The 26,884-nt window shown below is 42.0% G+C and carries 30 protein-coding genes and 1 pseudogene; 19 read left to right on the forward strand and 12 right to left on the reverse strand.

What is annotated here, in order from left to right:
• The first annotated feature begins 4 nt into the window (after positions 1-4).
• Both IGI66_RS12925 and IGI66_RS12930 read left to right on the forward strand, forming a co-directional pair.
• Positions 5-970: a caspase family protein gene (locus tag IGI66_RS12925; protein ID WP_438849185.1), complete on the forward strand. Its 966-nt coding sequence runs from the start codon at positions 5-7 to the stop codon at positions 968-970.
• Positions 971-1,006: 36 nt separating this feature from the next.
• On the forward strand, positions 1,007-1,573 hold the full coding sequence (locus tag IGI66_RS12930) for a restriction endonuclease (RefSeq protein ID WP_438849186.1): 567 nt from the start codon (positions 1,007-1,009) through the stop codon (positions 1,571-1,573).
• 100 nt (positions 1,574-1,673) lie between these two features.
• Here the strand turns inward: IGI66_RS12930 and IGI66_RS12935 are convergent, their stop codons facing one another.
• Together IGI66_RS12935 and IGI66_RS12940 are read right to left on the reverse strand one after the other, a co-directional pair.
• Positions 1,674-2,288, reverse strand: coding sequence for a toll/interleukin-1 receptor domain-containing protein (locus IGI66_RS12935; RefSeq protein ID WP_438849187.1), 615 nt, complete (start codon positions 2,286-2,288; stop codon positions 1,674-1,676).
• Positions 2,289-2,321: 33 nt separating this feature from the next.
• A complete protein-coding gene (locus tag IGI66_RS12940) occupies positions 2,322-2,477 on the reverse strand; it encodes a hypothetical protein (protein WP_438849188.1) in 156 nt (51 codons plus the stop codon).
• Between the two features lie 698 nt (positions 2,478-3,175).
• On the opposite strand from IGI66_RS12940, the gene IGI66_RS12945 reads away from it, so the two are divergent.
• Positions 3,176-3,451: a CD3324 family protein gene (locus IGI66_RS12945; protein WP_438849189.1), complete on the forward strand. Its 276-nt coding sequence runs from the start codon at positions 3,176-3,178 to the stop codon at positions 3,449-3,451.
• A 167-nt stretch (positions 3,452-3,618) separates the two neighbouring features.
• A complete protein-coding gene (locus IGI66_RS12950; RefSeq protein WP_438849190.1) occupies positions 3,619-3,771 on the forward strand; it encodes a hypothetical protein in 153 nt (50 codons plus the stop codon).
• 70 nt (positions 3,772-3,841) lie between these two features.
• Here IGI66_RS12950 and IGI66_RS12955 read toward each other — a convergent pair whose 3' ends face one another.
• Positions 3,842-4,702 (reverse strand): VOC family protein, encoded by an 861-nt coding sequence (locus IGI66_RS12955; protein WP_438849191.1) that lies wholly within the window; start codon positions 4,700-4,702, stop codon positions 3,842-3,844.
• A gap of 176 nt (positions 4,703-4,878) precedes the next feature.
• On the opposite strand from IGI66_RS12955, the gene IGI66_RS12960 reads away from it, so the two are divergent.
• Both IGI66_RS12960 and IGI66_RS12965 read left to right on the forward strand, forming a co-directional pair.
• Complete coding sequence (locus IGI66_RS12960; protein WP_438849192.1) at positions 4,879-5,256, forward strand: helix-turn-helix domain-containing protein; 378 nt, start codon at positions 4,879-4,881, stop codon at positions 5,254-5,256.
• A gap of 29 nt (positions 5,257-5,285) precedes the next feature.
• On the forward strand, positions 5,286-5,777 hold the full coding sequence (locus IGI66_RS12965; RefSeq protein WP_010779490.1) for an AraC family transcriptional regulator: 492 nt from the start codon (positions 5,286-5,288) through the stop codon (positions 5,775-5,777).
• Positions 5,778-5,957: 180 nt separating this feature from the next.
• Here IGI66_RS12965 and IGI66_RS12970 read toward each other — a convergent pair whose 3' ends face one another.
• Positions 5,958-6,812 carry a hypothetical protein gene (locus IGI66_RS12970; protein WP_438849193.1) on the reverse strand — a complete coding sequence of 285 codons (855 nt, stop codon included), beginning with the start codon at positions 6,810-6,812 and terminating at the stop codon, positions 5,958-5,960.
• Positions 6,813-7,345: 533 nt separating this feature from the next.
• On the opposite strand from IGI66_RS12970, the gene IGI66_RS12975 reads away from it, so the two are divergent.
• Positions 7,346-8,233, forward strand: coding sequence for a VOC family protein (locus tag IGI66_RS12975; protein ID WP_438849194.1), 888 nt, complete (start codon positions 7,346-7,348; stop codon positions 8,231-8,233).
• Positions 8,234-8,274: 41 nt separating this feature from the next.
• Here the strand turns inward: IGI66_RS12975 and IGI66_RS12980 are convergent, their stop codons facing one another.
• The 3 genes from IGI66_RS12980 to IGI66_RS12990 form a co-directional block, all read right to left on the reverse strand.
• On the reverse strand, positions 8,275-8,739 hold the full coding sequence (locus tag IGI66_RS12980) for an S-ribosylhomocysteine lyase (protein WP_438849195.1): 465 nt from the start codon (positions 8,737-8,739) through the stop codon (positions 8,275-8,277).
• 1 nt (position 8,740) lies between these two features.
• Positions 8,741-9,397 (reverse strand): class I SAM-dependent methyltransferase, encoded by a 657-nt coding sequence (locus IGI66_RS12985; protein ID WP_301517517.1) that lies wholly within the window; start codon positions 9,395-9,397, stop codon positions 8,741-8,743.
• A gap of 210 nt (positions 9,398-9,607) precedes the next feature.
• Entirely contained in the window at positions 9,608-10,540 is a 933-nt protein-coding gene (locus tag IGI66_RS12990) for a PLP-dependent cysteine synthase family protein (RefSeq protein ID WP_438849196.1), read from the reverse strand.
• Between the two features lie 467 nt (positions 10,541-11,007).
• Between IGI66_RS12990 and IGI66_RS12995 the strand changes: the two genes are divergently transcribed.
• From IGI66_RS12995 to IGI66_RS13015, 5 genes are all read left to right on the forward strand, one after another.
• The gene (locus IGI66_RS12995) at positions 11,008-11,340 is read left to right on the forward strand and encodes a hypothetical protein (RefSeq protein ID WP_301521336.1); all 333 of its coding nucleotides are present in this window, start codon (positions 11,008-11,010) and stop codon (positions 11,338-11,340) included.
• Between the two features lie 99 nt (positions 11,341-11,439).
• Entirely contained in the window at positions 11,440-11,994 is a 555-nt protein-coding gene (locus IGI66_RS13000) for a hypothetical protein (protein WP_010779483.1), read from the forward strand.
• Between the two features lie 142 nt (positions 11,995-12,136).
• Positions 12,137-13,165 carry an LLM class flavin-dependent oxidoreductase gene (locus IGI66_RS13005; protein WP_435934652.1) on the forward strand — a complete coding sequence of 343 codons (1,029 nt, stop codon included), beginning with the start codon at positions 12,137-12,139 and terminating at the stop codon, positions 13,163-13,165.
• A 111-nt stretch (positions 13,166-13,276) separates the two neighbouring features.
• Positions 13,277-13,810, forward strand: coding sequence for a GNAT family N-acetyltransferase (locus tag IGI66_RS13010; RefSeq protein WP_438849297.1), 534 nt, complete (start codon positions 13,277-13,279; stop codon positions 13,808-13,810).
• Between the two features lie 114 nt (positions 13,811-13,924).
• Positions 13,925-14,767, forward strand: a complete 843-nt coding sequence (locus IGI66_RS13015; protein ID WP_438849197.1) for an aldo/keto reductase — start codon at positions 13,925-13,927, stop codon at positions 14,765-14,767.
• Positions 14,768-14,888: 121 nt separating this feature from the next.
• Here the strand turns inward: IGI66_RS13015 and IGI66_RS13020 are convergent, their stop codons facing one another.
• The gene (locus tag IGI66_RS13020; protein ID WP_438849198.1) at positions 14,889-16,043 is read right to left on the reverse strand and encodes a CapA family protein; all 1,155 of its coding nucleotides are present in this window, start codon (positions 16,041-16,043) and stop codon (positions 14,889-14,891) included.
• 194 nt (positions 16,044-16,237) lie between these two features.
• Positions 16,238-17,173: pseudogene (locus tag IGI66_RS13025) on the reverse strand (LysR family transcriptional regulator).
• A gap of 114 nt (positions 17,174-17,287) precedes the next feature.
• On the opposite strand from IGI66_RS13025, the gene IGI66_RS13030 reads away from it, so the two are divergent.
• From IGI66_RS13030 to IGI66_RS13060, 7 genes are all read left to right on the forward strand, one after another.
• Positions 17,288-18,436 carry a cobalamin-independent methionine synthase II family protein gene (locus IGI66_RS13030; protein WP_438849199.1) on the forward strand — a complete coding sequence of 383 codons (1,149 nt, stop codon included), beginning with the start codon at positions 17,288-17,290 and terminating at the stop codon, positions 18,434-18,436.
• A gap of 122 nt (positions 18,437-18,558) precedes the next feature.
• Complete coding sequence (locus tag IGI66_RS13035) at positions 18,559-19,212, forward strand: YoaK family protein (protein ID WP_431378934.1); 654 nt, start codon at positions 18,559-18,561, stop codon at positions 19,210-19,212.
• Between the two features lie 234 nt (positions 19,213-19,446).
• A complete protein-coding gene (gene wecB / locus IGI66_RS13040; protein WP_438849200.1) occupies positions 19,447-20,580 on the forward strand; it encodes a non-hydrolyzing UDP-N-acetylglucosamine 2-epimerase in 1,134 nt (377 codons plus the stop codon).
• Between the two features lie 13 nt (positions 20,581-20,593).
• A complete protein-coding gene (locus IGI66_RS13045; RefSeq protein WP_438849201.1) occupies positions 20,594-21,460 on the forward strand; it encodes a GGDEF domain-containing protein in 867 nt (288 codons plus the stop codon).
• A 14-nt stretch (positions 21,461-21,474) separates the two neighbouring features.
• A complete protein-coding gene (locus IGI66_RS13050; protein ID WP_010779473.1) occupies positions 21,475-21,615 on the forward strand; it encodes a hypothetical protein in 141 nt (46 codons plus the stop codon).
• Complete coding sequence (locus IGI66_RS13055) at positions 21,615-22,928, forward strand: glycosyltransferase family 2 protein (RefSeq protein WP_114525101.1); 1,314 nt, start codon at positions 21,615-21,617, stop codon at positions 22,926-22,928. Before IGI66_RS13050 ends, IGI66_RS13055 begins: the two co-directional genes overlap by 1 nt.
• Positions 22,929-22,939: 11 nt before the next feature.
• Positions 22,940-24,058 carry a glycosyl hydrolase family 8 gene (locus IGI66_RS13060; RefSeq protein ID WP_438849202.1) on the forward strand — a complete coding sequence of 373 codons (1,119 nt, stop codon included), beginning with the start codon at positions 22,940-22,942 and terminating at the stop codon, positions 24,056-24,058.
• A gap of 35 nt (positions 24,059-24,093) precedes the next feature.
• On the opposite strand, the gene IGI66_RS13065 is transcribed toward IGI66_RS13060, so the two are convergent.
• From IGI66_RS13065 to IGI66_RS13075, 3 genes are all read right to left on the reverse strand, one after another.
• Positions 24,094-24,945 carry an arginase family protein gene (locus tag IGI66_RS13065; protein ID WP_438849203.1) on the reverse strand — a complete coding sequence of 284 codons (852 nt, stop codon included), beginning with the start codon at positions 24,943-24,945 and terminating at the stop codon, positions 24,094-24,096.
• A 155-nt stretch (positions 24,946-25,100) separates the two neighbouring features.
• Complete coding sequence (locus IGI66_RS13070) at positions 25,101-25,217, reverse strand: putative metal homeostasis protein (RefSeq protein ID WP_010779469.1); 117 nt, start codon at positions 25,215-25,217, stop codon at positions 25,101-25,103.
• A gap of 34 nt (positions 25,218-25,251) precedes the next feature.
• Positions 25,252-26,772, reverse strand: coding sequence for a metal ABC transporter solute-binding protein, Zn/Mn family (locus IGI66_RS13075; protein WP_438849204.1), 1,521 nt, complete (start codon positions 26,770-26,772; stop codon positions 25,252-25,254).
• Between the last annotated feature and the right edge of the window lie 112 nt (positions 26,773-26,884).

Below are 26,884 nucleotides of genomic sequence, written 5' to 3' on the forward strand. Positions count from 1 at the left end.
CAATATGAGAAAAGCACTAGCGGTAGGCATTGACAATTATACACAAATACCGCTTAATGGTTGTGTAAATGATGCTACATCAATGGCGGAATTACTAAAGACCAACGGAGATGGCTCTCCTAATTTTGATGTATCACTAAATACTGACATAGAGACAAAAGCTGAATTATTAGAAATGATTAATTCACTGTTTAGTGGTGACTCTGAAATCGCGCTGTTATACTTTTCAGGTCATGGTAGTGATAGTGGAGCCGGTTATCTAGTTACTCCTGATTTCGATGGATTAGATTTAGGAGTTTCTTTAAACGATATATTAGGACTAGCAAATAGATCATCTTGCAAAAATAAAATAATTATTTTAGACTGCTGTTTCTCAGGTAGACTAGGTGAATCCGTAGTTTCACAAAGTACAGAATCACAATTAGGTGAAGGTGTCACTATTATGACTGCCAGTTTACGCGATGAAGTATCAATGGAGTATAAAGGACAAGGAATTTTTACAAATTTATTACTACAAGGGTTAAGAGGCGGAGCTGCTGATATAACTGGTAGGATAACCCCTGCTAGTTTGTATGCTTTTATTGACCAATCACTAGGAGAATGGGAACAACGCCCTGTTTTTAAAACAAACATTTCACGATTCTTGCCTATGCGATCTATTGAACCAAGAGTTTCAAAAAGAATTCTACGCAAGCTATCTCATTTTTTCCCAAATTCTAGCGATGAGTTTAAATTGGACCCTTCCTTCGAATTTACAAACGTTCCAAACCAGGAACACGAAGTAATTGAACCTTACGCAAATGAAGAAAAGGTCTCCCAATTTAAGACACTTCAGCTATACGAAAGTGTGGGATTAATTGAACCTGTTGATACCGAACATATGTATTTTGCTGCAATGGAAAGCAAATCATGTAAATTGACAGCTTTGGGATTACATTACTGGAGATTATCAAAAGATAGAAGATTTTAGATTCATTGACTGTCTTTTTAAAAACAGGAGGAGGATATGTTTAATCCAACTATAGACAGCTGTTTGACGTTAACACCAGAACAGTTTGAACGGTACTCTTTAGATGTTCTAGCTGAGCAAACAAAAAATCTTGAAAATTTAATAATTGAACATGACAAGATTGTCGAAGCCTTTGATGGAAACTATCAAATTGATGGATACATTGAATTTTCATTAATGGGTGTGTCATACAAAACCCTAGTTGAATGTAAGCACTATAAATCAGCGATAAGCAGAGAAAAAGTACAGATACTACATTCAAAAATCAACTCAATAGGTGCACATAAAGGTATTTTGATTTCGACATCTAATTTTCAAAGCGGAGCTATTGACTATGCAAAAAAGCATGGAATCGCATTGGTTCAACTTACGGATGCGATGAGTGATTATCAAGCTCGTTCTATGCAAGGAGTAATAGTCGCTTCTGGTCGCAAACCTTACAATTATGGAAAACCTTACTCAGTCGTACTAATAGATGGCAATGGAAAAGGAATGTTTACTTGCTCATACTTAAGTCGTAACAACAATACATTGGAGGAATTCATTAAACATCCTTTAAATTGATAAGCGCACATACGTAAATGCTCCCCCAATTTTTTTGGAGGGCATTTACGTACTACTTTCAATTTACTAATTCAATGAGATTACTTCATATTGTTTGTTATCATATCTTTTCAATAGAAGTAACATAAATATTGCGACATAACCCAATATCTGAAAAATGTTTTTGTTCACTATCTTTCAAACCAAATCGTACCTTATCCCCAGTTTTAAAATCTCCTTGAGTCTTCCAGATGAATAAGAATTGTGATTTTTCAGTTTTATCATCATTAACATCTAAATATTTTGCTAAGATATTATTAGGCAATTTGTAGCAACAAGCTTTATCTTTTAAATTACCCTTTAGTTCTCTTCTTTCTCCAAGAATTGTTTCGAAAAAACCATCTTTTGGTAATAACGAATTACTTTCTAAAAGAATATTATTCATTTTTTTTGTAAGAGGATCAATGAAATTAGTAGGATTCAATTTGACTTTTTCAGGCCATGGAACATTTGCACTTGAACTAACTAGTTCGATCAATCTAAATAGATCATTTGTTTCAAACTGACTATCTATTGATAAAGTTAATCGCTCAGAAGTAATGGCACCTGTTATCTCATTCGTTTTAAATTTTGGTAAGGCAATGGGATAATGTGACTCACTCATCATCCAAGATGCCCCCATCTCATTCAAGCAAACAACGCTGCCATAATAGTTATTAGACAATAAATAAATCATAACAGGTCCATCTTTTAATTCAGTTTTCATTCTTTAAAAAATAAGTTCACCATATGCTGCACTCGTTGAGTAATTTGAACTACAAAAAATCTCTTCATCATGAAATCCAAAATTTCTTAATAATTCCAAGAACACATCCGCATATTTCCCATCTTTTCTCGAATGGCTAATAAATACTTTCTTTCTCATTTAAGCAGCTCCTTTTTATAATAATATTCATCCAATAATCACTTTTTGTCAATGCCGAAAATTTTTTTGAAATTTCTAAAATAACTTTATTAAGCATTTTAATCATTAGCGATTTTTATTTTAGATCATAATTCATTACAAACATAATCAATAATAAAAGTGGTGCCTAAAAACATAAAGAATACCTCACAAAAAATATCATCACCTAAACAATTAGGAGTATCCTCCTCTCAACAGATTATGATGATTTATGGACCCAAATCAGATTTCAAAATCATTATCGATGAGTATCCTTTACCGACTCTATTATCGTTTGGAATGAATCATAAAGAATTGTATGATTGAAAATATAGAAGAGATACTTGTCTTAAGCATCGTCCAAAAAATTTAACAGTATCCAATCCACCAAAAAGACTATATCCAATATTTTCCTCAGCTTCATTTGTTTGACAAGTTCTGCGTCTTTTTTCATTTTTCTCTTCAATTAAAAAGTTACAATGAAGATGTAGCTTTTTAATTTTAAAATAGCTTTCTTCATCCTATATTTAACTCGAAAACCACTATGCTATACTAAACCTAGTACCAGAAAGGAGCATTACGATGGGAGTAATTATTATTAAAGCCTAGCAAAAGCTTGGCAGGAATGCTTGAAGAGCTTTTGCTGAATCCTAAATTCTACTTTATTAGGAGGGTAAAAGATGGCTTATCAGAACGCATTCGAACTTCTACCAGAGGAAATCGTAAAAGAGATCCAAAAATATGTTCATGGTACAATCCTTTATATCCCCAAGAGGCCAAAGGAACGTTTGCCTTGGGGCAGCAAGACTGCTAGTAAAGAGATGCTTAGACGAAGAAACCAACAAATCTATCAGGAATATCTGATGGGAAAGAGTACTCGTGAGCTCGCTGGCAGCTACTATTTGGATATCAAAAGTGTCCAACGTATCATTCGCACGATAAAAAAACAATGCTAAGGAAGAGCTTATTCGGGCTCTTTCTTTTTTTATACAAAAGGATGCTCCTCCGACTGTGACTCTCTCCTTTATACTAAAGATAGTACGAATGAAAGGATTTCTTTCACATGCGGATGAAATTAATTGCTGACTGCTAGCTGCGATTCTTGCTGAAAGGAGGAGCATTTATGACAAAGCAAAAGGTCAAACTTGAAGATCTTCTTCAAGAGAAGAATAAAAAAGCCTTTGAACACTCGCAACAACAATCAAAAAATAAAGTGACGGGCAAACAAAATATCCCTCATGTCCAAAACCGACGTGGTCGCCCATTATCAAAATAAGAATAATAAAAACTAGCAACCTGGACACTGATTATCAGCGTCTAGGTTGCTAGTTTGTTTTGACAATTTTCTATTTTTCAAACTTCAGCGTAATTCCGTTGGGATCAACCACCCACAAACTGCCGCTTTCATCTTTGGTGTAATCGATCTGCGTTTTCCAGTGATTTTCTAAACGGTCCAACTCGGCTTGATTGGGTACAGCGAAGCTGAAATAGTCCAAGCCCAAGTCGTTTTCTGTCATCGCAGGAACATTTTTTCCTAACCAGACATTCGAGCCAATGTGATGATGATAGTCACCCGTCGCGAAAAATTTGGCTTGATTGCCGAAATTATTTTTCAAAGACAAGCCTAAAACTTCTGTATAAAATTGTTCCGTTTGCATCAGATCCGCTACTTTTAAGTGCACGTGACCAACAGTCGTTCCTAATGGAAATCCATCCCATGTAGCATCTCCAGCAGCGATCACCGCTTCCGCATCCATTTCGAGCGTCACACCAACGATCTCACCATCCGCACGAATATCCCATTCGCTTTGCGGCTTATCATGGTAGACTTCGATGCCGTTCCCTTCTGGATCGTTCAGATAGAGGGCTTCGCTATAGCCGTGATCACTGGCACCAATTAAAGGCGCATCGACTTGTAAATAGTGACGCAGGGCATTGCCAAGATCTTTTCGACTAGGTAATAAAAACGCCACATGATATAAACCGGTCTTGGGCGTCACAGCTAGAGGCGCTTGCACCTTATGTAATTCTAATAATACCGTATCGCCAACACCTAGTGTACTTTGGGATGCGTTTTGACTCAAGACTTGCAGACCAATCACTTCTTGGTAAAAGCGAGTCATTTTTTCTAAATTAGCTACCTTCAAAGCTACTCGCCCAATGTGGGCAGCCGCGCTTATTTGAAAAGTGGGAATAATTACTGTCATGGATAAAACCTCCTGAATAAAAGATTGTCGTCGCATTCTTTCTATTATAATTAACTTCACCTTATCACCTTACTATTTGTAAGTAAAATTCTCTGCTTAGCTTTCTGTCTAACAATTCAAAAAAGGCAGCCAATCTTCTATAATAAAATAAAATAATGAAAAAGGAGCTCGAGGATGTGTCGGATTCGACAGAAGAAAGCTATAGACGACTAATGAATAAAACAGAAGATTACATTGAAAAGCATCTCGCAGAGCCGATCTCGTTAAGTGATCTAGCTAAAAATGCCCACTTTTCAGAATTTCATTTCCACCGAATCTTTAAAAACTATTCTTCCGAGACACTGAAAGAATTCGTGACACGATTCAAGTTGGAACGCGCAGCCATTTTTCTATGCGTGTCCTCTTCTACTTCACTAACTGACATCGCCTTAAGCTACGGCTATAATGATGCAAGCTCCTTCAGCAGAGCCTTCAAAAAACATTTTGGCGTCAGCCCCTCTAAGTATCGGAAACAGCAAGAAATGACAAGAGTTCCAAAAAGAAACATGGAATAATGAAGATATTCTAAAAGGGGGACACAAACATGATCGAACCGAAAAGCATCACAACAGAGAATCTGGAGGACTTGAAAATCATTTATATTCGTTTCAGAGGAAGCTACGCCGCATTTAGAAAGCAGAGCCGAAAGCTGTTCAACGAACTATTTGAATTCGCGACAAAAAATGATCTCATCGTCGAAAATGAGACCAAGGTATTGACTATTTACGATGACAATCCATTTATTACCGAGTCCAAGAATTTACGCACCAGTGTCGCCATGACCATTCCAAACGATCGAACCGTTCAAGAAACCGGCAATATCTGCTTGTCTAGTATTTCAGGAAAATTTGGTGTCGGACATTTTGAACTATCCGCAAAAGAATATGGTGATGCCTGGAATTATATGTATCAAGAATGGCTTTTCAAAGACGATCAGAAGGCTCGCGATGCGGTACCGTTTGAATTGTTCGTTACCGAGCCACCTAAGAATTTTAGAGATAAAAGTTTTACGGATATTTATATTCCGATTAATTGAGAAGAATGGAAAAACGAGACAATTTAAAGATTTTTGCCGTTTGTACTATCGCTGGCTGCTTGAATACTGTTCACTGATAAACATAAAATGAGTATAAACTTCCCTAAGATCAAAAAGTACTAAAGCCAAAATTCCGACGGCTTTAGTACTTTTCATTTTCCTTAGATTAGATTCTCGTTTTTAATCAGTGACATCCTGTGCTGATTGTTCCGATCCCAATTCGTTTGCATCAGCATTTCCGCCTTCGGATGTGGATTCTGATGGTTGCGTATTTCCTTGTCCTCCATCGTCAGATGACTGGCTGGGCGTTGGCTCAGGATTGGAGGTCTCTGGTTGAATCGGCACCGTTTGTACAGGATCTGGCTGGACTGGTTGTGGATAGCTTGGCTGTGGTTGTTCGTTATAAGCTGGTTGTTCAGTCACTGGGTTTTGCTGCTCTGGCTGTGTTTCTTGGGCATCTGGTTGTTCTTCCGACGGCTGCGTTGGTTCTTCTGTTGGCTCTGTCTGTACTTGCGGCTCGGCTTCTAATTGCTGTTGGGCAAGTACATTGGCGATTTGTGTTTTCAAATCGTCTAATCTTTTTTGCGCCGCCTCTTTATCGTTTTTAAGATACGGGTCAGTCTCCTTATCGATCAGATCCTGCGCAGCTTCAATATCGGTATCGGTTCTCGATTCTTCAGCCTTCTTTATTGCTTTATCTACCGCTGAGATTTGTTTGAGAAAGCTAGCTAATTTTGCCATTCTGTCGGTCAGTTTTGTTTTTTCGGCTTGTTGATTCTTGCTTAGTTTTTTGATGGCTTCATTGGCTTTATCAATATCTTTTTCCAATCGGGATTTATAAGCAGTATTAACTGCTGCTTCCGCGGTTTCCAGTGCCTCTTTTTCTTTCTCCATTCGTGTATCTAGTTTTTGTTGAGCGTCCCTATCTGCTTCCACTTTGTTATTACGTTGAGCGTCCTTATACATTCCTCCACAAATAATTAAAGCCGTCATGATCGTAGTGATCATGATGAGCACGAGGATTTTCTTATTCATTTTTATCTGCCTCATTTCGCAAATTTCGTTTCGTCTTATCTATGTATCTATTTTTTGTTAAACACTAAATAACATTCACACCATATCTGTATAAAAAATGTTACCAAAAAATAGAATTTTCAGCAATTTAGATTTGCAAAAATATAATTTTATACATTATTTTAGGTGATTTTTTTATCAGAACCGAATAAATACAAAAATGCCGATGAATTTTATCATTGGCGAACGCCTATTACTAAAAAGATTGTATGTGAATGATGAATCACATACTGACAGAACGAATAAAAAAGGACTGAAATTCAAGATGACTATCAAATAGTTTCCCATTGTACGCACCCACGAGTAACTCGGCGTTTTAAATCAAATAAATTTTATTTATTTCGTTGACACTCATGTAGTTTAAAATTGAATCCTATCAAATTTTTCAACTAATTTCAGTCAGCATTTTTCACCACCAAGTCGCTTCCCTTGTTTCACTTTCTTCTCTCCTTTATACTTATTTTAAGTAAGTAAAAAGAAAGGAAGGTGCGCCTGTGGCAGCATTTCATCATATCTCATTATTAACGAAGGACAGTCGTGAAAATGTACGATTTTATACCGATGTTTTAGGGATGCGTTTTGTGAAGAACACGGTCAATCAGGAGAATCATCGGATGCTTCATTATTATTATGGCGACTATCAAGGTTCACCGGGCAGTGTGGTGACTTTCTTTGTTGTTCCGCAGTTAGGGCATCGTTATGAGAATCATCAATTTATCTCGACGATCGGTCTGAAACTTCCGAAGAATAGTTTGGCCTACTGGCAAGAACGGTTGGAGCATTATTCGGTAAACTATACGGCGAGTGAGGGGCAATTACGCTTTCTCGATCCTGATCAAGTAGAGATTCTGTTGACTGAGACAGCGTTGCCTCCTTTGACTTCAGAGCATCAAGTGAACACTGATATTCCAGCCGAAAAACAACTTTTAGGATTGCATTCTACTCAGCTTCACGTTCGTGATCCTCAGGCAACAAGTGTATTTTTTGAGACTTTTCTAGGCTGGACCACCGTGGACCAGCGAATTCAATTGAATGCGACGGATTTTCTTGAGATTTTACCGACTGATTCGGACAAGCCAAGTCACATGGGGCGCGGCAGTGCGGATCATGTCGCCTTCGCCATTGCGAATGATACTGTCTTGGATGAGCTGCAGCAACGGGCGAAAAAACAAGGCTGGATGATCGAGAAATTCGTCTCTCGCGGATATTTCAAGAGTCTTTACATTCGTGAACCTGGTGGGAATCGGCTAGAGTTCGCAACACTTGGGCCGGGCTTTACCATCGATGAACCTTTGGAACAGCTAGGAGAACATTTTGCATTGCCGCCATTTTTAGCTGATCAACGTGCTGAAATAGAAGCCAATATTTATCCAGAGGCATAAAAAAGGAGGTGTGACCTAACGCTGGTCATACCTCCTTTTGTTTAGCCCTCCGCAAAAATATGCGGCCATTCGTCTCGTTGACTCAAGAATTCTTTCGCCAACTCTTGAGCACCTTCCAATGTGTGGTTCGCTGCCCAGCCGCATTGGACGGGATTGCTCGCCGGTACTTCTGTTGCCTTCAAGACATCCTTCATCGTTTGCTCCACAACATCCATGATCTCGTCAATGTCGTCATGATTCAAAACAGTCAGGTAGAATCCTGTTTGGCATCCCATTGGTGACCAGTCTACGATATATTCTGCATGGTTTCGGATCAGTTCTGCTGTCAAATGCTCCAAGGAATGCAATGCAGCCATATCCATATAGGCTTGATTTGGCTGTTTCAGGCGAACATCGTATTTCACGATCAAGTCGCCATTTGCTCCAGTCTTTTTGTCCGCGACGCGAATATACGGCGCCTTTACCTTTGTGTGGTCTAAATTAAAACTTTCAACGTTCATTTTCATCTTATTCTGCCTCCATTATTTTTTCTGCATAAACGATCCAAACAAAACGATTCATTTGTCGGTACGTTGTTTGAAACCCACTTTTTTGAAAATATTGATCTAATTCACTTATCACAGGATAATACTCTCGCTCTAAATCAGCGGCTAAGTTCTGTCGTCCTGCTTCTTTTTCTGTGCGTAGATAGGTGTCGTAAACCGTTTGTGACAAAAACATCGTGTCCCCAAAAATAATTTTCCCGCCGATAGGAAGGATCTGATTGTATTCTTTGAGAACCTTTTGCTTTTCCTCTGCCGTCAGATGGTGGAACACTAAATTCGATACGATCGTATCCACAGGCTCTGGTGGCAAGGGGAAGTTTTCCATATCGCCAGCAAAAAAAGAGGTTGCTTGCAGTGTGTCTTTTTTTGCCGCCATGTCCCGCATTTCTGGCGAAGGTTCCACAGGATAAACGGTCTTTCCAGCAGCAACCAGCTTCTCCGTTAAATTGCCTGTTCCGCTGCCAAACTCCAGCACAGACTGTCCCGAGTGTGCGGTGATCTCATCTAAAATTTGCCAATAATTCGCGAACACTTCCTGATATTCCGGGTTCGCGCCGTTTACTTCCTCATCATAATCCACTGCCCAGCCTTCAAAAATCGGCATGAACTCTAATCCCATATCGGTCTCGTTCCTTTCCAATCGTTCTTCTATTTTATTTATTTTCAGGCTGAACGCTCTACACCTCCAAAGCCTTTTACTGAAACAACCTTCTATTCAATCCTGCGAGCAGTACATCGCTGTTTCTGTATGAGCAACGGACATCACTTCTCGCTTTTTTGCCAACTTATAATACCCATAACTTGGCAAGGAAAACGTATTTAAAGAGCATCAATAATTGGTTCTAGAATAGATTTGCTTTGACAAGTAGCGATCTCCGGCATCGGGAAATACGGTCACTACTTGACTATCGGCTGGAAGAGTGGCGACTTCTCGCAAAGCTGCCGCCATCGCAGCCCCCGACGAACTTCCAACGAGCGTGCCATGCTCTTTTGCCAATCGACGAGTCATGGCAAATCCCTCTGCATCACTGATTGTCACAAAATCATGAACTGGAAGTCCTTCAAGAAAAGTCGGAATAAATTCCACGCCGATTCCTTCAATTTCATGACTATGACTCGCGCCACCATTGAGAATCGATCCTTCAGGCTCCACGCCGATCAAGCGAATCGATGGCACATGCTTCAGCAAGTAGCGTGCCACGCCGCTAAAGGTTCCGCCACTGCCGATCCCGGCCACAAAGCTTGTTATGGATGAGCCAAGATCCTTTATTAATTCGGGACCCAAGGTATGGTAATAGGCTTCAGGGTTTGCGGGATTGTCAAACTGCAAGGGCAAATAGCTGTTTGACCGCTCCGCATGCAATCGTTTGGCTTCCGCGATCGCACCTTTGATTCCTTCTTCTGTTGGTGTATGGACGATCTCCGCCCCCAACGCCCTCATCAGCTCTTGCTTTTCCAAGCTGAATTTTTCCGGTACGACAAACATCGTCGACAGCTTGGCTGCCTGCGCGGCGATCGCCACACCGATCCCAGTGTTTCCAGCGGTCGGTTCAATGATCACTGTATTTTCCGTGATTTTACGCTGTTCTATCCCCTCCTTGATCAGGTAAGCGCCTAAACGATCTTTGATGCTCCCTCCTGGATTTAAATATTCCAGCTTCGCATAAATGGCGGAACCTTTCGGTATTTCTTCAAACTGGTGATGGGTGAATCGGAGCATCGGTGTGTCCCCAATCGCCATCTGAATCGAATCAATAATCATTGGTATACTCCCTTAATTACGTTTTTTGGAAAACAAAAAAGGCACTGACTATTAATCAGCACCTTGAGATTCGCTTTATTGACACCTTGACTATGCCCCTCAAACGGGCACATACGTATCAAAAACAGTCGCAAATTGGGCAGTTAATAGGCATGACAAAATGGTATGCTGCGTTTACGCACCATACAACAACAGCAAGATTCAGTTGCGAAATGTTTGCTGACTGTCATGTCTTCCCCTCCCAAAAAGTTTTTTACGTTTTAAAAAAATTAGCATAGATAAAACGTTTTGTCAAAGAAAGCACTCATTTATTTTTAATGCTGTTAACCAGTATTTCATTTTCAAGCGCTCACCTTGCTAATTTTTTTTACAAAACAAGTAAGTTTTATTCTTTGCAGATTTCTGATAATTTGAGTATAACTAAAGAAAATAAACCCTCGCAAATGCGAGTAAGGGAGATTGGAAAAATGTATTCACTTGTTCCCGAAAATATGTATGAAGTCGAAGAAAAATTAACTTATTTATTAGAAAAAGGCATTGATACGACTGAAGAAGATGTCATCCGTGAAGCGGTCCGAGACAACAGCCAACAAATTCTAGATGGTGATTTAGAAGGTCCTTATTGGAAGGTCGAATGGCAATCACAAGATAAAACACTCGCCATTTTTGATATCATGAACAAAGAAGTCGGCACGGTAACTAGTTTATCTGACTCATTTATTGAGGATTTCCGTACCAATGCGCCAAATCTGATTCGTCATCTTGCCGAAAAAATCCAACGCATTGTTAATACTAACTAATTATTATCGACTGTAAAAAACTGGACGCCTGATTTATGACGTGTTCAGTTTTTTATTTTTGAAGTAGGCTTTTTAATAAATTTTAGTGAGGTGTGTCCCATGGGAATGACTATCCGTTTTTTTGTCACGGATCAATCTGACGGCTGCTATTTTGAAAAAATCCAAGCAAGCTTTTTTGATGAGGAAGAACACGTCGAAACTGTCTATCCGAAAGACCGTTTTGATGCCGTACTTGATGACGCCCTGTTGCGAATCTTGCAGCGCGTATTCGATACATTAGAAAAAATTGGCGAAGTAGACGATTACCTGCAATTTTTGGATTTCAACATTGAGAATGTGTACAATTCCGCCTTCGTCAGCAAGCATTTCCTTCTTTATCAGCATTCCGGTGTGGATGCCTTGATGGAACAAGTCTTAGCAGAAGTAGCAGATCCTTTGGCGGAGGGGTATTTTGAGACCTTGATCGATTATCTTGAAACAAATATCGAGGATGAAGTCTTTGTGGATTTCCGATTAAACGGAGAGGAGCTGTTGATGGAGGTCCAGACACAAGGAAAAAACGTTCTCCAAACAGAGCCTTTGAAGCAATTGCTCATTGATTATGATGAATCCTTTGAACGAGTGGCGACAGAATTTTTAGAGAGTTTCATTTAATCGCTGGATAACGTGGATGAGGACGCCAGAACAAAGAGAACCCTCCGAGAACAATTATTCGCTTTTTAAAAAGGAACGTAGTAGAATCGGTTTAACTTATTAAAAGTAAGTGATTTTTAGAGAACAAAGGAGGTCATCCATTATGAAAAAAATTGGCTTTTTAAGTTTTGGTCATTGGATGGATTTTGAAGGATCAATCGTAAAAACAGCAAAAGATGCGTATTTACAATCCATTGATCTAGCCGTGGAAGCAGAAAAAATCGGCATTGATGGGGCTTATTATCGCGTGCATCATTTCGCAGATCAAATCGGCTCACCTTTTCCATTGCTTTCAGCGATCGGTGCGAAAACCAGTAAGATCGAGATTGGTACTGGGTTGATCGATATGCGTTACGAAAACCCTTATATGATGGCTGAAAATGCTGGATTAACAGATATCATCACTCAAGGAAGGGTTGAACTAGGCGTTGGCCGTGGTTCGCCTGAACAAGTGCTTGATGGTTGGAAATATTTTGGGTATGACTATGATGAAGACGAGATCAAAGACATCACACGAGAGCGGACATTGGAATTTTTGAAGCTGCTTGAAGGCGAACGGTTCGCTGAACAAAATCCACAACCCATGTTCCCGCAAGCACCTGGAAAATTGCGTTTAGAACCTTATTCAGAAGGACTTCGTCAACGGATCTGGTGGGGCGCTGGTTCACAGCAGACAGCGATTTGGGCTGCTCAACACGGGATGAATCTGCAATCCTCAACGTTGGTAAACTATGAAACGAACGAACCTTTCCATGTTCAACAAGCCAAACAATTACGTGCCTATAAAGAGGCATGGAAAGAAGCTGGACATGACTTTGAACCAAGAACTTTGGTGACACGTTCTATCCAGCCAATTACAACAGACTTGGACCGTCAGCTATTCGGCCGCCAAGGCGACGATGCAAAATACGACCAAGTTGGGTTCCTTGCGTACCATCAAAACCCAACGATCTTCGGGAAAACCTTTGCGGGTGAACCAGACAAGATCGCTAAAGAATTGGCAGAAGATGAAGCCATCAAAGAAGCAGATACAGTCCTTGTTACGATCCCTAATACATTAGGCGTCGAATACAATATGCATTTGCTTGAGTCCATCGTTAAAGACATTGCTCCCGACTTAGGGTGGAGATAATATAGTGTATCCTTTAGCTAGTCTGCAAAGCAGGCTGGCTTTTTTGTGTTTCGCCTAGACATCTATGGTAAAATCGAAAAAAGCTGTTTTACGCAGAAAGGTCGTGACACAATGGGCACGGAACGGATACTGACTGAAAGATTGATATTGAGGAAGATGGTCGTGGCAGACCATGTCCAGATGTTTCGCCACTGGGCAAATGATCCTGCTGTAACAACGTACCTGACTTGGGAACCTTATGAAAATGCGGAAGATGTCGCTGCTTATCTCGCGCTTAATGAACAAGCATATCAGAGCGAGGAGCATTTTTACTGGGGGATCGAAGAGAAAGAAACCCAGCACTTGATTGGGGCGATCTCTGTCGTTCGCTATCATCCAGAAATAAAAACCATGGAGATCGGCTACGTTCTCGGTACAGATTGGTGGCATCAGGGCTACATTGCCGAAGCGCTGACCGCCGTTGTAGACTACCTCTTTGCCGCTACTTCCGTCCAGCGGATCGAGGCCTTTCATGATGCTGAAAATGAGAATTCTGGGAATGTTTTAAAAAAATGCGGCTTCACGTATGAAGGCTTGCTGAAACAACGAGGAAAAAATAATCGTGGGATCGTAGATGAATGCCTCTATTCGCGACTTCGTGACTAGCTTTTTGTCTTCCTTTCATTTATAAATCTACAATTGATAAAGCAAAATTATTACAGTATAGGCCAACTCGCGTTATACTTTTAGTGTAACGATTATATTAGGAGGTTTTTCTTAATGGAAGAGTTGAAATTGAACAACGGTCAAATGATCCCTCAATTGGGTCTCGGTGTCTTCAAAGTGCAAGATGCGGATGATTTGAAAAGTGCCGTAGCGGAAGCTTTGAAGGACGGCTATCGTCACTTCGATACTGCAACGATTTATCACAATGAAGAATGGCTTGGTGAAGCACTTGCTCAAAGCGATGTGAAACGTGAAGACCTCTTCATTACGTCAAAAGTATGGAACAGCAACACGACGTATGATGAAACAATTGCCGCTTTCCACGAATCTTTGAAAAAATTACAAACCGACTATTTGGATCTTTACTTGATCCACTGGCCAAGTGAAGGCTACAACGAAAAATGGCGTGCGATGGAAAGTTTGTACAATGACGGTCTGATCAAATCCATTGGTGTCTCAAACTTTGAGAAACCGCACTTGGAAAAATTGATGACGACAGCAACAATCAAACCTACTGTTGACCAAATCGAGACACATCCGTACTTCCAACAAAAGGAATTGCATGAGTATTTGAAGAGTTTGGATATCGTTCATGAAGCGTGGGGCCCTCTTGGACAAGGCAAAAGCAATGTTTTAGAAGATCCTGTGTTAACAAAAATCGCTGAAGCCCACAGCAAAACGGTGGCGCAAGTCATCTTGCGTTGGCACTTGCAACGGGATATCATCGTCATTCCGAAATCTGTCCACGAAGAACGCATCGCTCAAAACATCGATGTCTTCGATTTCACGTTAACAGAGGAAGAAATGTCTATGATCGCTTCCATTGATAAAAATCAACGTGGCTCTGGTGATCCAAACGACGAAGAATTTTTGAAGGGCTCATTAAGCAGAAAATAAACATATAGCATTAGCCGCAATCGATTGACTCGATTGCGGCTTTTTTTTGAAGATAATCACTGGTTGCGCATTGAACAGGAAGGACTCTCAATGATTTGCTCTTTCTCTGACGTAAGGATTCTCAGTAAACGATCTTCACTTTATCATTCATGATCTGCTTTGTTCGTTCGATGAAATAATTTCTTGATACATCCTGCCCTTGGTTCACATGGAGCATATGCTGAGTCGCTAATTCATCGGTGTAATCCTTCAAGGCATAAGTTTGATAGGTTTGATAATTGTCACCGATATAAGTGATCGTTGGCCAAAATTCGACATCTGCAAAGATCCCCTTCTTTTTTTCTTTGTCATACTTGATCGTCCAACGGCCCATGCCCCCTAGCATCCGATCGTTGACATCTTGAGAAGAAATGAAGTTTCCTAATGAGTACATGACCAATGTTTGATTCCCTGACTCCCCAGTTACATAGTCCATCGGCTGAATGACATGCGGGTGCCCTCCAATGATGACATCCGCGCCTGCATCGCTCAATACTTGTGCCAATCGTGTCTGTTCGTCGTTGGGAACAATTTGATACTCCTCACCCCAATGCATACTGACAAGTTGAATGTCACTTTGAGCATTCAATGTCTGCATATCTTTCTTGATCTGTTCTTCATCGATCAAATTGACTAAATACTCTTTGCCTTCGGGTAGTGGAATCCCATTTAACCCAAACGTATAAGATATCAAACCAACTTTTACCCCTTTGATCGTTTGAATATGAAGTCGTGGTGCATCCGGTGCTTTTTGTGAGCCCGTCACCGTGATGTCGGGGTATCTTTCCAAATACTCCAACTGCTTCACGATCCCCTCTTCTCCTCTATCCATGGTGTGGTTGCTTGCAGCAGACAGCCAATTGTACCCGGCAGTGTGCAATGAATCCAAGACTTGTGTTGGGCCATTAAAAGTAGGATACCCCGACAGTCCCAACTCTTCCCCCCCACAAATGGTTTCTAAATTGATATAAGCTAGGTCTCGATCTTGATTCAAATACTTTGTCGGCTGATACATCTCATCAAATCTGTACGAGCCGTCCGGTTGTCTCAAATGGTCATAAATAAAATCGTGGATCAAATTATCTCCCACTGCAGAAAAGGTCAACGACACCTCCGAAGGACTTTCTTGATTCGACGTCTTAGTAGAAGTGGTGCTGGTCTCTTGTTCGGATCGAGTGTTTCCGCATCCTGTCACAAATAGCCCGACAATCATGCCTATCATCACTAATTTTTTCACCTGTTTTCCCCTTTAATCGTAAAATAAACTGCTTGTTTCTTTCTCTCAATAACAAGTTTGTCATGTTCACTATACGATTGCAACCGCTATCTCTATCCATTCAAACCAAAAAAGACTGTCGGTCTCAATTCACATAGGATGCCACTACTCGCACGAAAGACGCGAAGTGGGACGCGTTTCTTTTTTTGTGGTTTTTATTTTTCAGGCGCCTCGAAGATCTCAAAGCCATAGTTTCGGATATGCTGTTTTAGCAGCTCTAAATATTCTTTTCCCATCACACTGAGGGTGCTTTTTTTATGTTTAAGGTAGCCAAGCGTCATCTGGTCGTCGATCTCTAGTGGGATCGCCACGATTTTTTCATCGTTCAATTCACTGCTGATGATTCCCGAGCTGATCGTATACCCATTAAGCCCGACCATCAAATTAAAGATCGTCGCACGGTCACTGATTTTTATCTGTTTCTTGTGCTGCATGGTACTTAGAATCTCTTCCGAAAAGTAAAAGGAATTGGTCTCCCCCTGCTCGTAGGATAGATAAGGATACTCTTCCAGATCTTCCAGCTTGAGGGTCTTCTTTTTCGTTAAGGGGTTTTCGCGACCGACAAAAACATGAGGGTGCGCGTCAAACAAAGGAATGAATTCCAGCTCCTTATCCGTGATCAATCGCTTTAGAACCATGCGATTGAAGGTGTTCAAATAGATGATCCCCAATTCACTCTTAAAGGTTTGGACATCGTTCAGCGTATTCTCTGTCAGTGTTTCTCGCAAAGTAAAATCGTATTCCTCCCCGCCAAGCTTTTTGACGAGTTCAACGAAGGCGTGAACGACAAAGGCATAGTGCTGCGCCGAGACGCTGAAGACCTGCTTCCGCGTCGTTTGTACTTTATACGTCGCATTCAACAGGTTGACCTGATCCAAGATCCCCCTGGTGTAGTTCATGAATTCGCGACCGTCATTCGTCAACGTCATCCCGGTTTTATTGCGGTAAAAAAGCTGCAGTTGGTATTCGCTTTCCAGTTCTTTGATTGCTTGCGTCAAGCTGGGCTGAGAGAGGTATAATTTTTTCGCCGCCTCGTTCATTGAGCCTGTTTGAACAATTTTCTCTAGGTACTCTAATTATTGAATGCGCATAGATGCCCTCCTTAATAGGTTCTGCCTATAATTTATGAAAGAAATTACGTATTATTTATTATACAGGATATTTGATACGATAAACGAACTTAAATGTTTGGAGGTTGTTTATACATGGAGAAATCAAAATTTCAATTAGTCGGGTCACTTTTACGTCCGCAAAACCTGTTGGATTATAAAAACCAGATCGAGGAACGAGACGATATTACCTACCCTTTTTACGACGCATTTGACGGGTACAAAGAAACAGAGAGCAACGCGATCACTCAAGTGATTCAGGAGCAACTCGCACATCACATCGACGTGCTCACAGACGGAGAATATTCAAAATCTATGTGGCACCTGGATTTCCTTTGGGGGCTGCACGGGGTAGAACGATTTATTGCTGACCACGGCTACAGCTTCAAGGATTTTGATGGCGCGCATTTTGAAACACGGAAAGACATTGGGATTCGAATCGTTGCACCGTTATCGGGGAAAAATCATCACTTTTTAGACATTTTCCGTGAAGTAAGCGAACAAGCGCAAGGCAACGACGTAAAGACCACTGTTTGGAGTGTCGCCCATGCGTTCACAGAACTCTCTGTGTTTAATCACCTATTTGGAACGGATCAGGTCTATCAGACTAAGGAAGATTTAAAAACCGGATTAGTTACTGCGTATAAGGAATTTTTAGTTGAGTATAAAGAGGCTGGCGGCAAGATCGTTCAATTCGACGACTGTTTGTGGGAGCTTTTTGATTCTACCAACAAGGACAGTTTTTTCTCCGAAGGCAATGTGGATCTGATTGGCTTGGCCAATGAATTTATCGCTGTGAATAATGAAATTGCCGATTTTGGTCACGAATTGGGATTGAAGGTATGGACCCATAATTGCCGCGGCAATTATGAATCCCGCCATGCTTCAGGCGGGACGTATCAAGCCATTGCTGAAAAATTCCTTGGGGAACAGCACTATGATCGCTTCTTCTTGGAATGGGACGACGAGCGCGCGGGTGATCTAGCGGCATTAGAAGTGCTGAAGGAAAAGGATTCTGTTGAAGTCGTTCTAGGTCTGCTTTCGAGCAAAACAAATACTTTAGATGACGATGAACGCGTGTTGAAATACCTGGAAAAAGCGAGTGAGATCCTTCCAAAAGAGCGGTTGTTCTTATCGCATCAATGCGGCTTCGCCTCTTGCGATAGCGGCAATCACTTAACCTTGGACGAGCAGTGGGCGAAGATCGACCAAGGCCAGCAGCTTGCTAAAACATTCTTTGGATAGACCAGCATTAATTAGAGCAGACAAGCACCTCTTGTTTGCTCTTTTTTTATCGATACACTTCTTTTGTTGTTTCTCGCCATTTGTCGTACACTTCTGATGAAGAAAAAAGAGGTGCTTTTATAATGGAAGAAAAAATGCATGAACGACTGGCGTTCGGGATGGCTTTAGCAGCCACAGCCGGCGGCTTAGATGCCTATACGTATCTTGTTCATGGTGAAGTCTTTGCCGGACTGCAAACAGGGAACTTTATCCTATTGGGGATTCATTTAGGCCAAGGCGATTGGGGAGCACTTATACATTACTTGATCCCAATCTTCTCCTTTGCGTTGGGGGCATTGATGGCCCGTTACTTACAGACGAAGATCCTGCGTGACCAGCAGCTTCGGTTTTTACTGATTGAGATTTTCTTGCTGTTGATCGTTGGGATCTTCTCCCCGCAATTACCTAACTTGGTCGCAAATGCGCTGCTTTCTATCACAGCGGCGACTCAGCTTCAAGAGTTCCAACGGCTAAAGGGCAAGCCTTTTACTTCACTGATGATGACCGGAAATCTGCGCAATCTTGCTACCAATTTCTTTGAGGGCTACTTCACTCATGACAAAGCCAAACAAGAAGCTTTTTCTGACACCTTGCTGATTCTAGCCAGCTTTGTTGTTGGTGCCTTTTTAAATGGCTTTTTGGTCATTTATTTTGGGCATCGAACGATTTTATTCAGTTTGATTTTCTTGGCGATCGCGGTTTTCTTGCTGGTAAAAGACCGTCGCGCCTTTCGTTAACAGCCTTTTTTTGCAGGAAGAGCGATCTTCCTGCTTTTTTTTGTCTCCCGTCAAGCTAAAAACTTCATATACATTCAAATTACCCTTATGATTATGGTGAAAATTAATTTAAAATGTGACCTGTTATTTTTAATTTTTCAATCGTTTAATCAGATGCTATACTGTCTTAACTTTTTATTTCTTAGTATTTTTCAAATTTATCCATCATTTTTCTATCTATTAAGGGGGATCATAATGAGAAAGAAAGTATTTTTAGTTTTTGGAACACGGCCAGAGGCAATCAAAATGGCGCCCCTTGCCAAGACCTTGAAGGCGGACGATCGCTTTGAAACGAAAGTCGTTGTCACCGGTCAGCACCGTGAGATGCTCGATCAGGTCTTAGCGTCCTTTTCGATCACACCGGACTATGACTTGAACATCATGCACCAAGGTCAAACACTGAGCGAGATCACCAGCCGTGTCCTTGAAAAGCTGACTGCTGTCTTGCTTGAAGAGCGTCCCGATATTTTGCTGGTCCACGGGGATACAACAACCACTTTTTCAGCAGCTTTAAGTGCTTTTTATCAGCAGATCCCCATTGGACACGTGGAGGCGGGACTACGCACTTGGGACAAGTATTCGCCATTTCCAGAAGAGATCAATCGTCAACTGACGGATGATTTAGCAGATCTTTATTTCGCTCCAACACAGGAAAGCAAAGAGAACCTGCTTAAAGAAAGCCATTCAGACAAACATATTTATATCACAGGCAATACCGCGATCGATGCTATGAAAAATACTATTGATGAAGCGTATCAGATTCCTGCTGCTGTCTCGAAAGGTCGAAAACGACTCGTTCTTATTACCATGCACCGCCGTGAAAATCTAGGCAAGCCAATGCAGCAGGTGTTTGAAGCGATCCGTCAAGCAGCCGAGGAATATCCAGACACGCAATTTATTTTCCCGATGCACAAAAATCCAATGGTCCGCGACGCGGCGAAGGCAGCATTAGGCACATTATCAAATGTCTCCTTGATCGAACCTTTGGATGTGATCGATTTTCATAATTATGCCAAACGGAGTTATTTGATTTTGACAGATTCTGGCGGTGTCCAAGAAGAAGCCCCTTCTTTGGGTGTCCCGGTTCTCGTCCTGCGGGATCAAACGGAGCGGCCAGAAGGTGTCGCTGCGGGAACCTTACGTTTAGTCGGAACAGATACACTTCCTGTATACACCGCCATCAAAGAGCTGTTCGAGAACCCTGCTGCCTATGAAAAAATGGCGAAGGCCAGCAACCCCTATGGCGATGGAAAAGCCAGCGAAAGAATCACTGAAGCGATCGCTCATTATTTTTATGCTGCCCCTCGTCCAGCAGACTTTAGTCGATAAGGAGAACGATGTTATGAAGTATTTACGACGCATTCGAATCGAATGGATGATGATCCTGCTAGCCGCTATTTTTCTTATTCAAAACTTGGTCCTCGATGATCGCTTTGGTTTTGTCCCTGTGCTGAGCATCTCTCTTTTGGCCTTCTTAGGTCTATTAGTTGGTTTTTTAGGAAACACGATAACCGTTGCGGTATTTTCTATGTTGGTCATGTCGACAGGCACATACTTGCTGTATTATACGCCGATCATTATGCCGGGACTGGAAAAAATCTATTTGATCGTTGTGATACCGATTTTTGCCGTTTTAGGTTTGATCACTAAAAACAGTGTGCTGTTCAATCAGCGAAGCAACACGTTCCAGCCGAGGATGCGGGAATATTTACAGACGTTGGATGAAACGACGGGCCTTTACAATCGAAAAGAATTTGATGCCCGTTACGAGAAATTTAAATGTGCCATGAATTTGTATCACAAAACCGGGCGCGGGTTACTCATTTCGTCGTATACCATTGATTATATCGAGCAATTGAATTATCAAAACGACCAAGCAACGGATGACTTGTTGAAGGAACTCGCTGAATTGCTGAGTAATATCCGTTTACCAGAAGAGGACCAGTTTTATTTTGGCAATGGCATCTTTGTCGTGTTATCCCCCGTTTATGAATCGGGAAAAAGCTGCGAATTTATCCAAAGCTTAAATAAAATCACCAAGACACAATTTTCTCTCTTCCCATTTAAAAATTTTGAGCATTCACAAAGCATCGTGGTTCGTTCCGGCGAGTTTCTGATCGAAGGTTCTACTGAAATGACGGCTGAGCAAGTTATCAGCCGGGTAAGAAGACGCTCAGAGGCAGATTTGACAGACGAGTACATTTTATAAGGAGGCGGCTATTTATGGATCAGTTACTGATGTATTTCTTTGAAGCAAGTAAGATCATCACAGGTATATTTTTTGTGGCAGCCGTCGTCTTATTCCTCTGTCTGCTCGTCATCAAGGATCGGATCTGGCGTTACTTTAGGAGGCGTGATTACTGATGGCAAGTATTCTATTGATGTTTGGGATTATTTCTATTTGGTTTTCACTGCTGATTACTTTGGTCGTCTTATTCGGAGCTGTGTTTTTCCTGCTCAAGAATATTCGCCCGCCAAAAAATCGGTTGGACCCGCTGCGCGCATATCCGGTCGTGACGATCGTTGTCCCTGCCCATAATGAAGAGATCGTTATCCAAGATACCGTGAAGGCGATTTTAAACATGAACTATCCCAGAGAAAAGATGGAGATACTGGTGTTTGCAGATAATTGCGACGATGCCACGTATGAACGGGTCCAGTCGATCTTGCAGCAGCCAGAATATACCGGCTATTATCTGACTAATGTCATTGACCGCCGAGGCACAGGAGGAAAAGCCGGCGTATTGAATGACTCCTTAAAAATCGCTCACGGAGAGTATCTTTGTGTTTATGATGCCGATGCGATGCCTGAACAAAATGCCCTGCATTTTTTGATCGAACGGGCCTTAGAAGACCCGGAGCGTTACGGTGCTGTTTTTGGCCGAAACAAAACACGGAATTACAAACGGAATTTTTTGACCCGTTGTATCAATTTAGAGATCGTGACGAGTCAACGAATCATTCATACTGGCATGTGGCAGCTTTTTAAAATCGGACAGATTCCCGGTACAAACTTCATTATTCAGACAAAAATGATCCGCGACTTAGGCGGCTGGGATAATGGAGCCTTGACCGAAGACACTGCTTTGAGCTTTAGAATCATGAAAATCGGCAAATTGATTGCTTTGGCCTCCCGTGCAGAAGCTTTTCAGCAGGAGCCAGAGACGCTGTCCGTTTATTATCGGCAGCGAAAACGCTGGGCAAAAGGAAATTATGAAGTCATCGTCAATAACCTAAAAGACTTTTTTGGCGGCTCCAACTGGCGCATCCGTCTGCAAAGTGTTTATTATTTTAACACCTTCTTTTGGTTCACTAGTGCGATCATTCTCTCGAACATCATGTTCATCGTCAATTTTATCGCGATGATCTTACACCTTTGGTTTCCGTCCATCGACGTGATCTTTACCTTTGGCGGCAGCAATCGTCAGATCGGCGCGCTCTTATTCGTCAATTGGGCGTTGATGTTTACGATCTATTTGTTACAGATCCAACTGGCGTTATCTAGCCAATTTGGACAGGCCACGACGGCGAATTTCTTCTATGCCATCGCGTCCTACTTTACCTACTCCCTACTCTTTATCGGCATCTCGATCGCAGCATTCTTTTCCTATATAGGAGACAAACTGTTTCGACGTGACGGTACGAAGTGGTACAAAACTCAGCGTTTCGATGATTAGGAGGCGAACGTATGCGCAGACGTCCTGCAATTATGTGGCCGCTGCTGGCATTGCTCTTTTTTTGCTATGTCGCAGCCGTCATCATTACTATAAAAGACAATCAGAAACAGTTAGAAAAAACGACCTATCAGCAATGGCAAACCGCGTATGTCAAAGAATCTGGCAACGGTTCTTATGTCCAAACCAATCCAGAGGAGAAAGAAGCAGTCTCACTCTCAGAAGGTCATGGCTACGGGATGTTGATCACGATGCAAGCGGCCAAACGCGGCTGGGCTTCGGAGAAAGAGTTCCGCGATTTTTATCGCTATTATGAACATTTTCAGCTTAGCGACGACGTGCCGCTGATGAGCTGGCGGCAGAAATTCGAAGACGAACGCGTGCTGGAACAAGAAAAGACCAATGCGACGGACGGCGATTTGGATATTGCCTACGCCTTGATCGAGGCAAGCAAGCAGTGGCCAGACAGTCAAACGAATTATAAGGGTGCCGCTAAAAAATTACTTACAGCGATCAAAACCAAAAACTATAATTCAACCAATAAGCTGTTGACCGTCGGCGCGTGGGCGACAAAAGAGTCTGATTCCTACGATTTGATCCGCCCTTCAGATATTATCCCAAGCTATTTCGATGCCTTTGCTTCTTTTACAGGCGATGATTTTTGGAAGACGCTAAAAAGCCATTCGCTAGTGGTCCTAGAAGACCTCAGCAAACAGCATAAAAGCGGCTTGATTCCTGATTTTGCTGTCGTGAAAAACAACCGTGTCGAACCAGCAGAAAAGAATCTGATCGCTGGTCCCAACGATGGCAATTACGGCGCCAACGCCTGCCGCATCCCATGGCGGTTGGCTAGCTCATCCGACAAACGCAGCAACCAAATCTTGAGCAAAATGATGAATTTCTTTTTGAAACAGGGCAGTATCGCTGAAGGCTATACCCTCTCAGGACAACCCTTGTCTCAAAATTTATCGAAAAATTTCTCTGCGCCCGTTTTATTTGCGGCGGATCAGAAAAAAGCTTATGGCAATCTCGTAACGACAGAATCGTGGGTCATCAATGACGGGGTATCGAAAAATGATTACTACGGTGACACATTGACAACCTTGATCACTCTGCAAATGGATCAAAAATAAAGACGGGAAGAGGCAGGCCTCTTCTCGTCTTTTTCTTATCGAAAAATATCAAATCCGTTTAGCAGATTCTTCAAATTCTGTGCATCCCATGGCAACAGCTCTGCGATAGTCAAACCGACGATCTCGCTTTGCTCTGCAATGGCCTGCATCGTTTCCTTCACTTCCAGTAGGGACATCTTCCCAGCCTCCGCCGAATGCTTCGCAGTACCAGGTTCTGAAAAGTAAAGCGAGCGGAATTCATTTGGATCTAGAACATCCAAATCAAAATGAACCGCAACTTTCGTAAATTCGTTGTGCTGCAGCCATTGGATGATCGTTTCCGGTGCGAGCCGTGACTGTGCTTGGACTTGATACTGAAGGCCTAACCGCTGCATGATCGCTTCCTCATCTACTGTCGGCTGCTGCAATCCCACATACAAAATATCTTTTGCTTCAAAGGGGTGCTGCACCTTTTCCGCTAAGACAGGGTCTCCATCCTTCAATAAATTGCCTAAAACCATCGCATGAGCATTGAAAAAAATAGCCGGTGTCGAAATGTCCGGATGGGCATCTAGCCAGATGATTCCGAGCTTGTCTTCGTATTTGCCATGCAGGTAGTCAAACGGTGCCTGTGAGACTAGACAATCACCACCCAGTGTAATGATTTTGTCAGGCGTCTCCTCTTGGATGATCGCCGTCATCTTATCGACATTCTCCGCAACGACAGACTGACCAGTCACACCGTTTTCTCTGATCAAGGGTTCTTCCAACTCAGAAATCGGCACGATGATTTCTTTTTGTTCCAAATTCTTTGGGGCTAGAAAGGAAAGAATATCTGCACCCAGTGCGTAAGTGAGATTGTTTCCTCCCTGCCATTGAGGGACTTTCAATCGAGTGGTTTTAGTCAATGGAACCTCTCCTCTGTAGGGGTATTTGATACGTTCATCTTACCCTTCTTTCCTCTGCCCATGCAACTCTTCGTGCTCGACTTGTTGAAAAGCAACCCCCTCTTTCTAACGAATCCTGCGGGACTTTGTTAAATCTCAGAAGCTGTCAGCTGTGCTTATTTCTTTCCTGATTGTCGCTTATTCTCTTTGATAATCTTTAATGCACGCTTGCGTGTCTTGATATTGGGGCTTTTTAAGCGGCGGTAGGCACTTGATACATCTGATTTTTCCATGGATTCTTCCTCACTCTTTCTTCGCTTTTCTTGATTAATGCGCCATCATTTCTTGGGCAATCTCCTGACCACTCATCGTTTTCGGATAATACGTAGGCCAGTGGTCCAGTTCCTTCAGCAATTCCTTTTGACTGCTTCCCCCAACATAAATATGGAAGTGGGCGGCTTTTGCCGGCGCGATCCCGTGATCGCTGAATTGGACATATCGATAGTCCCCTGCGTCTGGGTCTTTTGTCTCAAAGGTAAAGCGAACACCGCGATTGCCTTTTTCGTAAGTCAACACTTCGTGACCGGCGAATTCATAGGTATACTTGTGGTGTTTACCGTCCACGAGAAAATCAATCTGATTGTCTGTGATTTTGATTTCATTTACATCGGTTTTGTAGCCTGTTTCATAATAGTCTTTATATTCCTCTGGTGTTTTATCTTTTTTCAGCTTCGCTTTATAATCGAATACTTGATCCAATGTTCCCTTTTCCAACAATGGATAAACAGATTGCCAATCACCGGCGTAATCGGACAATGGACGGTCTTTGACCTGCGCATCTTTGAAGTAGCCATTATAGACAGTCTGTTCCTGTTTTGCAGCTGTTTCAGGCGTTACTTCTTTTCCAGGTGTATTCGTTGTTTTCTTCAAGGCAGACAAGTTTTCTTTCATGACGGAGATATAATCCTCTCCGGCATCCATTTGCTTTTGCGTCAAACTTTCTAATGGATTCAGCACGGCAAGTGTCACGTTGGTTTCATCCGCCAATGTCTTCGCAGCTTTTCCTTGATTGTTGTTTTCGAAGTAAATGTACTTGATGCCATTGTCCTCGACATAGTGCTTCAGCTCCGCGATTCTCGAAGGATCTGGCTCCTGATCGGGATTCAATCCTGAGATGCCCACTTGATTCAGGCCATAATCCACCGCAAGATAGTTGAAGGCGGTATGCTGTGTGACGAAATCCTTTTGTTTGGCGTTCTTCAATTCTGCTGAAAATTCTTTATCCAAAGCCTCTAGCTTCGTCAAATAGTTTTGCGCATTTTTTTCAAATGTCGCTTTTTTATCTGGGTATAATGTGATCAATTGGTCCTTGATCGAAGTCACTTCCTTGATCGCTCGATGAGGCGACACCCAAGTATGGGGATCGAGTTCATGGTGGTGTCCCTCTTCATGACTATGGTCGTGTTCTTCCTCGCCGCCTGGCAGCAAGACCATTCCTTTTGTTCCTTCAATAACATTGGGTGCGCCCTTTTTCCAAGATTTAATCGCGCTGGGAACCCAGCCCTCCATGTTTTCGTTGTGATAGACAAAAGCATCTGCTTCCGAGATCTTTGCCATATCTTTTGCAGAAGGCTCATAATCATGAGGCTCTGAGCCTGCCGGCATCAATAGACTCACGTCGCCGGCATCGCCGACAATATGTTTCGTAAAATCATACATGGGATAGAAGGTCGCCACGATATGCAGTTTGTCTCCCTTGCTATTGGTTGTTGCTTGGTTATCCTTGCAGGCACCTAAACCAAAAAGTGCCAATAAGCCGATGATGAGAATACCTATTTTCTTTTTCATTCCAAACCTCCAGTTGATTTCTGCTCTGAGCACTCGTCGGTCCACAGGGTCTGTCGATTACTATTTGCATCAGTCAAACCGTAACGATTACTATTTAAGCAGAAATACTTTA

This window comes from Enterococcus sp. AZ048, assembly GCF_051715125.1.
In the GTDB taxonomy this organism is placed as follows: Bacteria; Bacillota; Bacilli; order Lactobacillales; family Enterococcaceae; genus Enterococcus_A; species Enterococcus_A gilvus.

Coding starts and splice junctions, on each gene's coding strand:
- IGI66_RS12925 (WP_438849185.1), top strand. CDS start 5: ATGAGAAAAGCACTAGCGGTAGGCATTGACAATTATACACAAATACCG.
- IGI66_RS12930 (WP_438849186.1), top strand. CDS start 1,007: ATGTTTAATCCAACTATAGACAGCTGTTTGACGTTAACACCAGAACAG.
- IGI66_RS12935 (WP_438849187.1), bottom strand. CDS start 2,288: ATGATTTATTTATTGTCTAATAACTATTATGGCAGCGTTGTTTGCTTG.
- IGI66_RS12940 (WP_438849188.1), bottom strand. CDS start 2,477: ATGAGAAAGAAAGTATTTATTAGCCATTCGAGAAAAGATGGGAAATAT.
- IGI66_RS12945 (WP_438849189.1), top strand. CDS start 3,176: ATGGCTTATCAGAACGCATTCGAACTTCTACCAGAGGAAATCGTAAAA.
- IGI66_RS12950 (WP_438849190.1), top strand. CDS start 3,619: ATGACAAAGCAAAAGGTCAAACTTGAAGATCTTCTTCAAGAGAAGAAT.
- IGI66_RS12955 (WP_438849191.1), bottom strand. CDS start 4,702: ATGACAGTAATTATTCCCACTTTTCAAATAAGCGCGGCTGCCCACATT.
- IGI66_RS12965 (WP_010779490.1), top strand. CDS start 5,286: ATGATCGAACCGAAAAGCATCACAACAGAGAATCTGGAGGACTTGAAA.
- IGI66_RS12970 (WP_438849193.1), bottom strand. CDS start 6,812: ATGAATAAGAAAATCCTCGTGCTCATCATGATCACTACGATCATGACG.
- IGI66_RS12980 (WP_438849195.1), bottom strand. CDS start 8,739: ATGAAAATGAACGTTGAAAGTTTTAATTTAGACCACACAAAGGTAAAG.
- IGI66_RS12985 (WP_301517517.1), bottom strand. CDS start 9,397: ATGGGATTAGAGTTCATGCCGATTTTTGAAGGCTGGGCAGTGGATTAT.
- IGI66_RS12990 (WP_438849196.1), bottom strand. CDS start 10,540: ATGATTATTGATTCGATTCAGATGGCGATTGGGGACACACCGATGCTC.
- IGI66_RS12995 (WP_301521336.1), top strand. CDS start 11,008: ATGTATTCACTTGTTCCCGAAAATATGTATGAAGTCGAAGAAAAATTA.
- IGI66_RS13000 (WP_010779483.1), top strand. CDS start 11,440: ATGGGAATGACTATCCGTTTTTTTGTCACGGATCAATCTGACGGCTGC.
- IGI66_RS13005 (WP_435934652.1), top strand. CDS start 12,137: ATGAAAAAAATTGGCTTTTTAAGTTTTGGTCATTGGATGGATTTTGAA.
- IGI66_RS13010 (WP_438849297.1), top strand. CDS start 13,277: ATGGGCACGGAACGGATACTGACTGAAAGATTGATATTGAGGAAGATG.
- IGI66_RS13015 (WP_438849197.1), top strand. CDS start 13,925: ATGGAAGAGTTGAAATTGAACAACGGTCAAATGATCCCTCAATTGGGT.
- IGI66_RS13030 (WP_438849199.1), top strand. CDS start 17,288: ATGGAGAAATCAAAATTTCAATTAGTCGGGTCACTTTTACGTCCGCAA.
- IGI66_RS13035 (WP_431378934.1), top strand. CDS start 18,559: ATGGAAGAAAAAATGCATGAACGACTGGCGTTCGGGATGGCTTTAGCA.
- wecB (WP_438849200.1), top strand. CDS start 19,447: ATGAGAAAGAAAGTATTTTTAGTTTTTGGAACACGGCCAGAGGCAATC.
- IGI66_RS13045 (WP_438849201.1), top strand. CDS start 20,594: ATGAAGTATTTACGACGCATTCGAATCGAATGGATGATGATCCTGCTA.
- IGI66_RS13050 (WP_010779473.1), top strand. CDS start 21,475: ATGGATCAGTTACTGATGTATTTCTTTGAAGCAAGTAAGATCATCACA.
- IGI66_RS13055 (WP_114525101.1), top strand. CDS start 21,615: ATGGCAAGTATTCTATTGATGTTTGGGATTATTTCTATTTGGTTTTCA.
- IGI66_RS13060 (WP_438849202.1), top strand. CDS start 22,940: ATGCGCAGACGTCCTGCAATTATGTGGCCGCTGCTGGCATTGCTCTTT.
- IGI66_RS13070 (WP_010779469.1), bottom strand. CDS start 25,217: ATGGAAAAATCAGATGTATCAAGTGCCTACCGCCGCTTAAAAAGCCCC.
- IGI66_RS13075 (WP_438849204.1), bottom strand. CDS start 26,772: ATGAAAAAGAAAATAGGTATTCTCATCATCGGCTTATTGGCACTTTTT.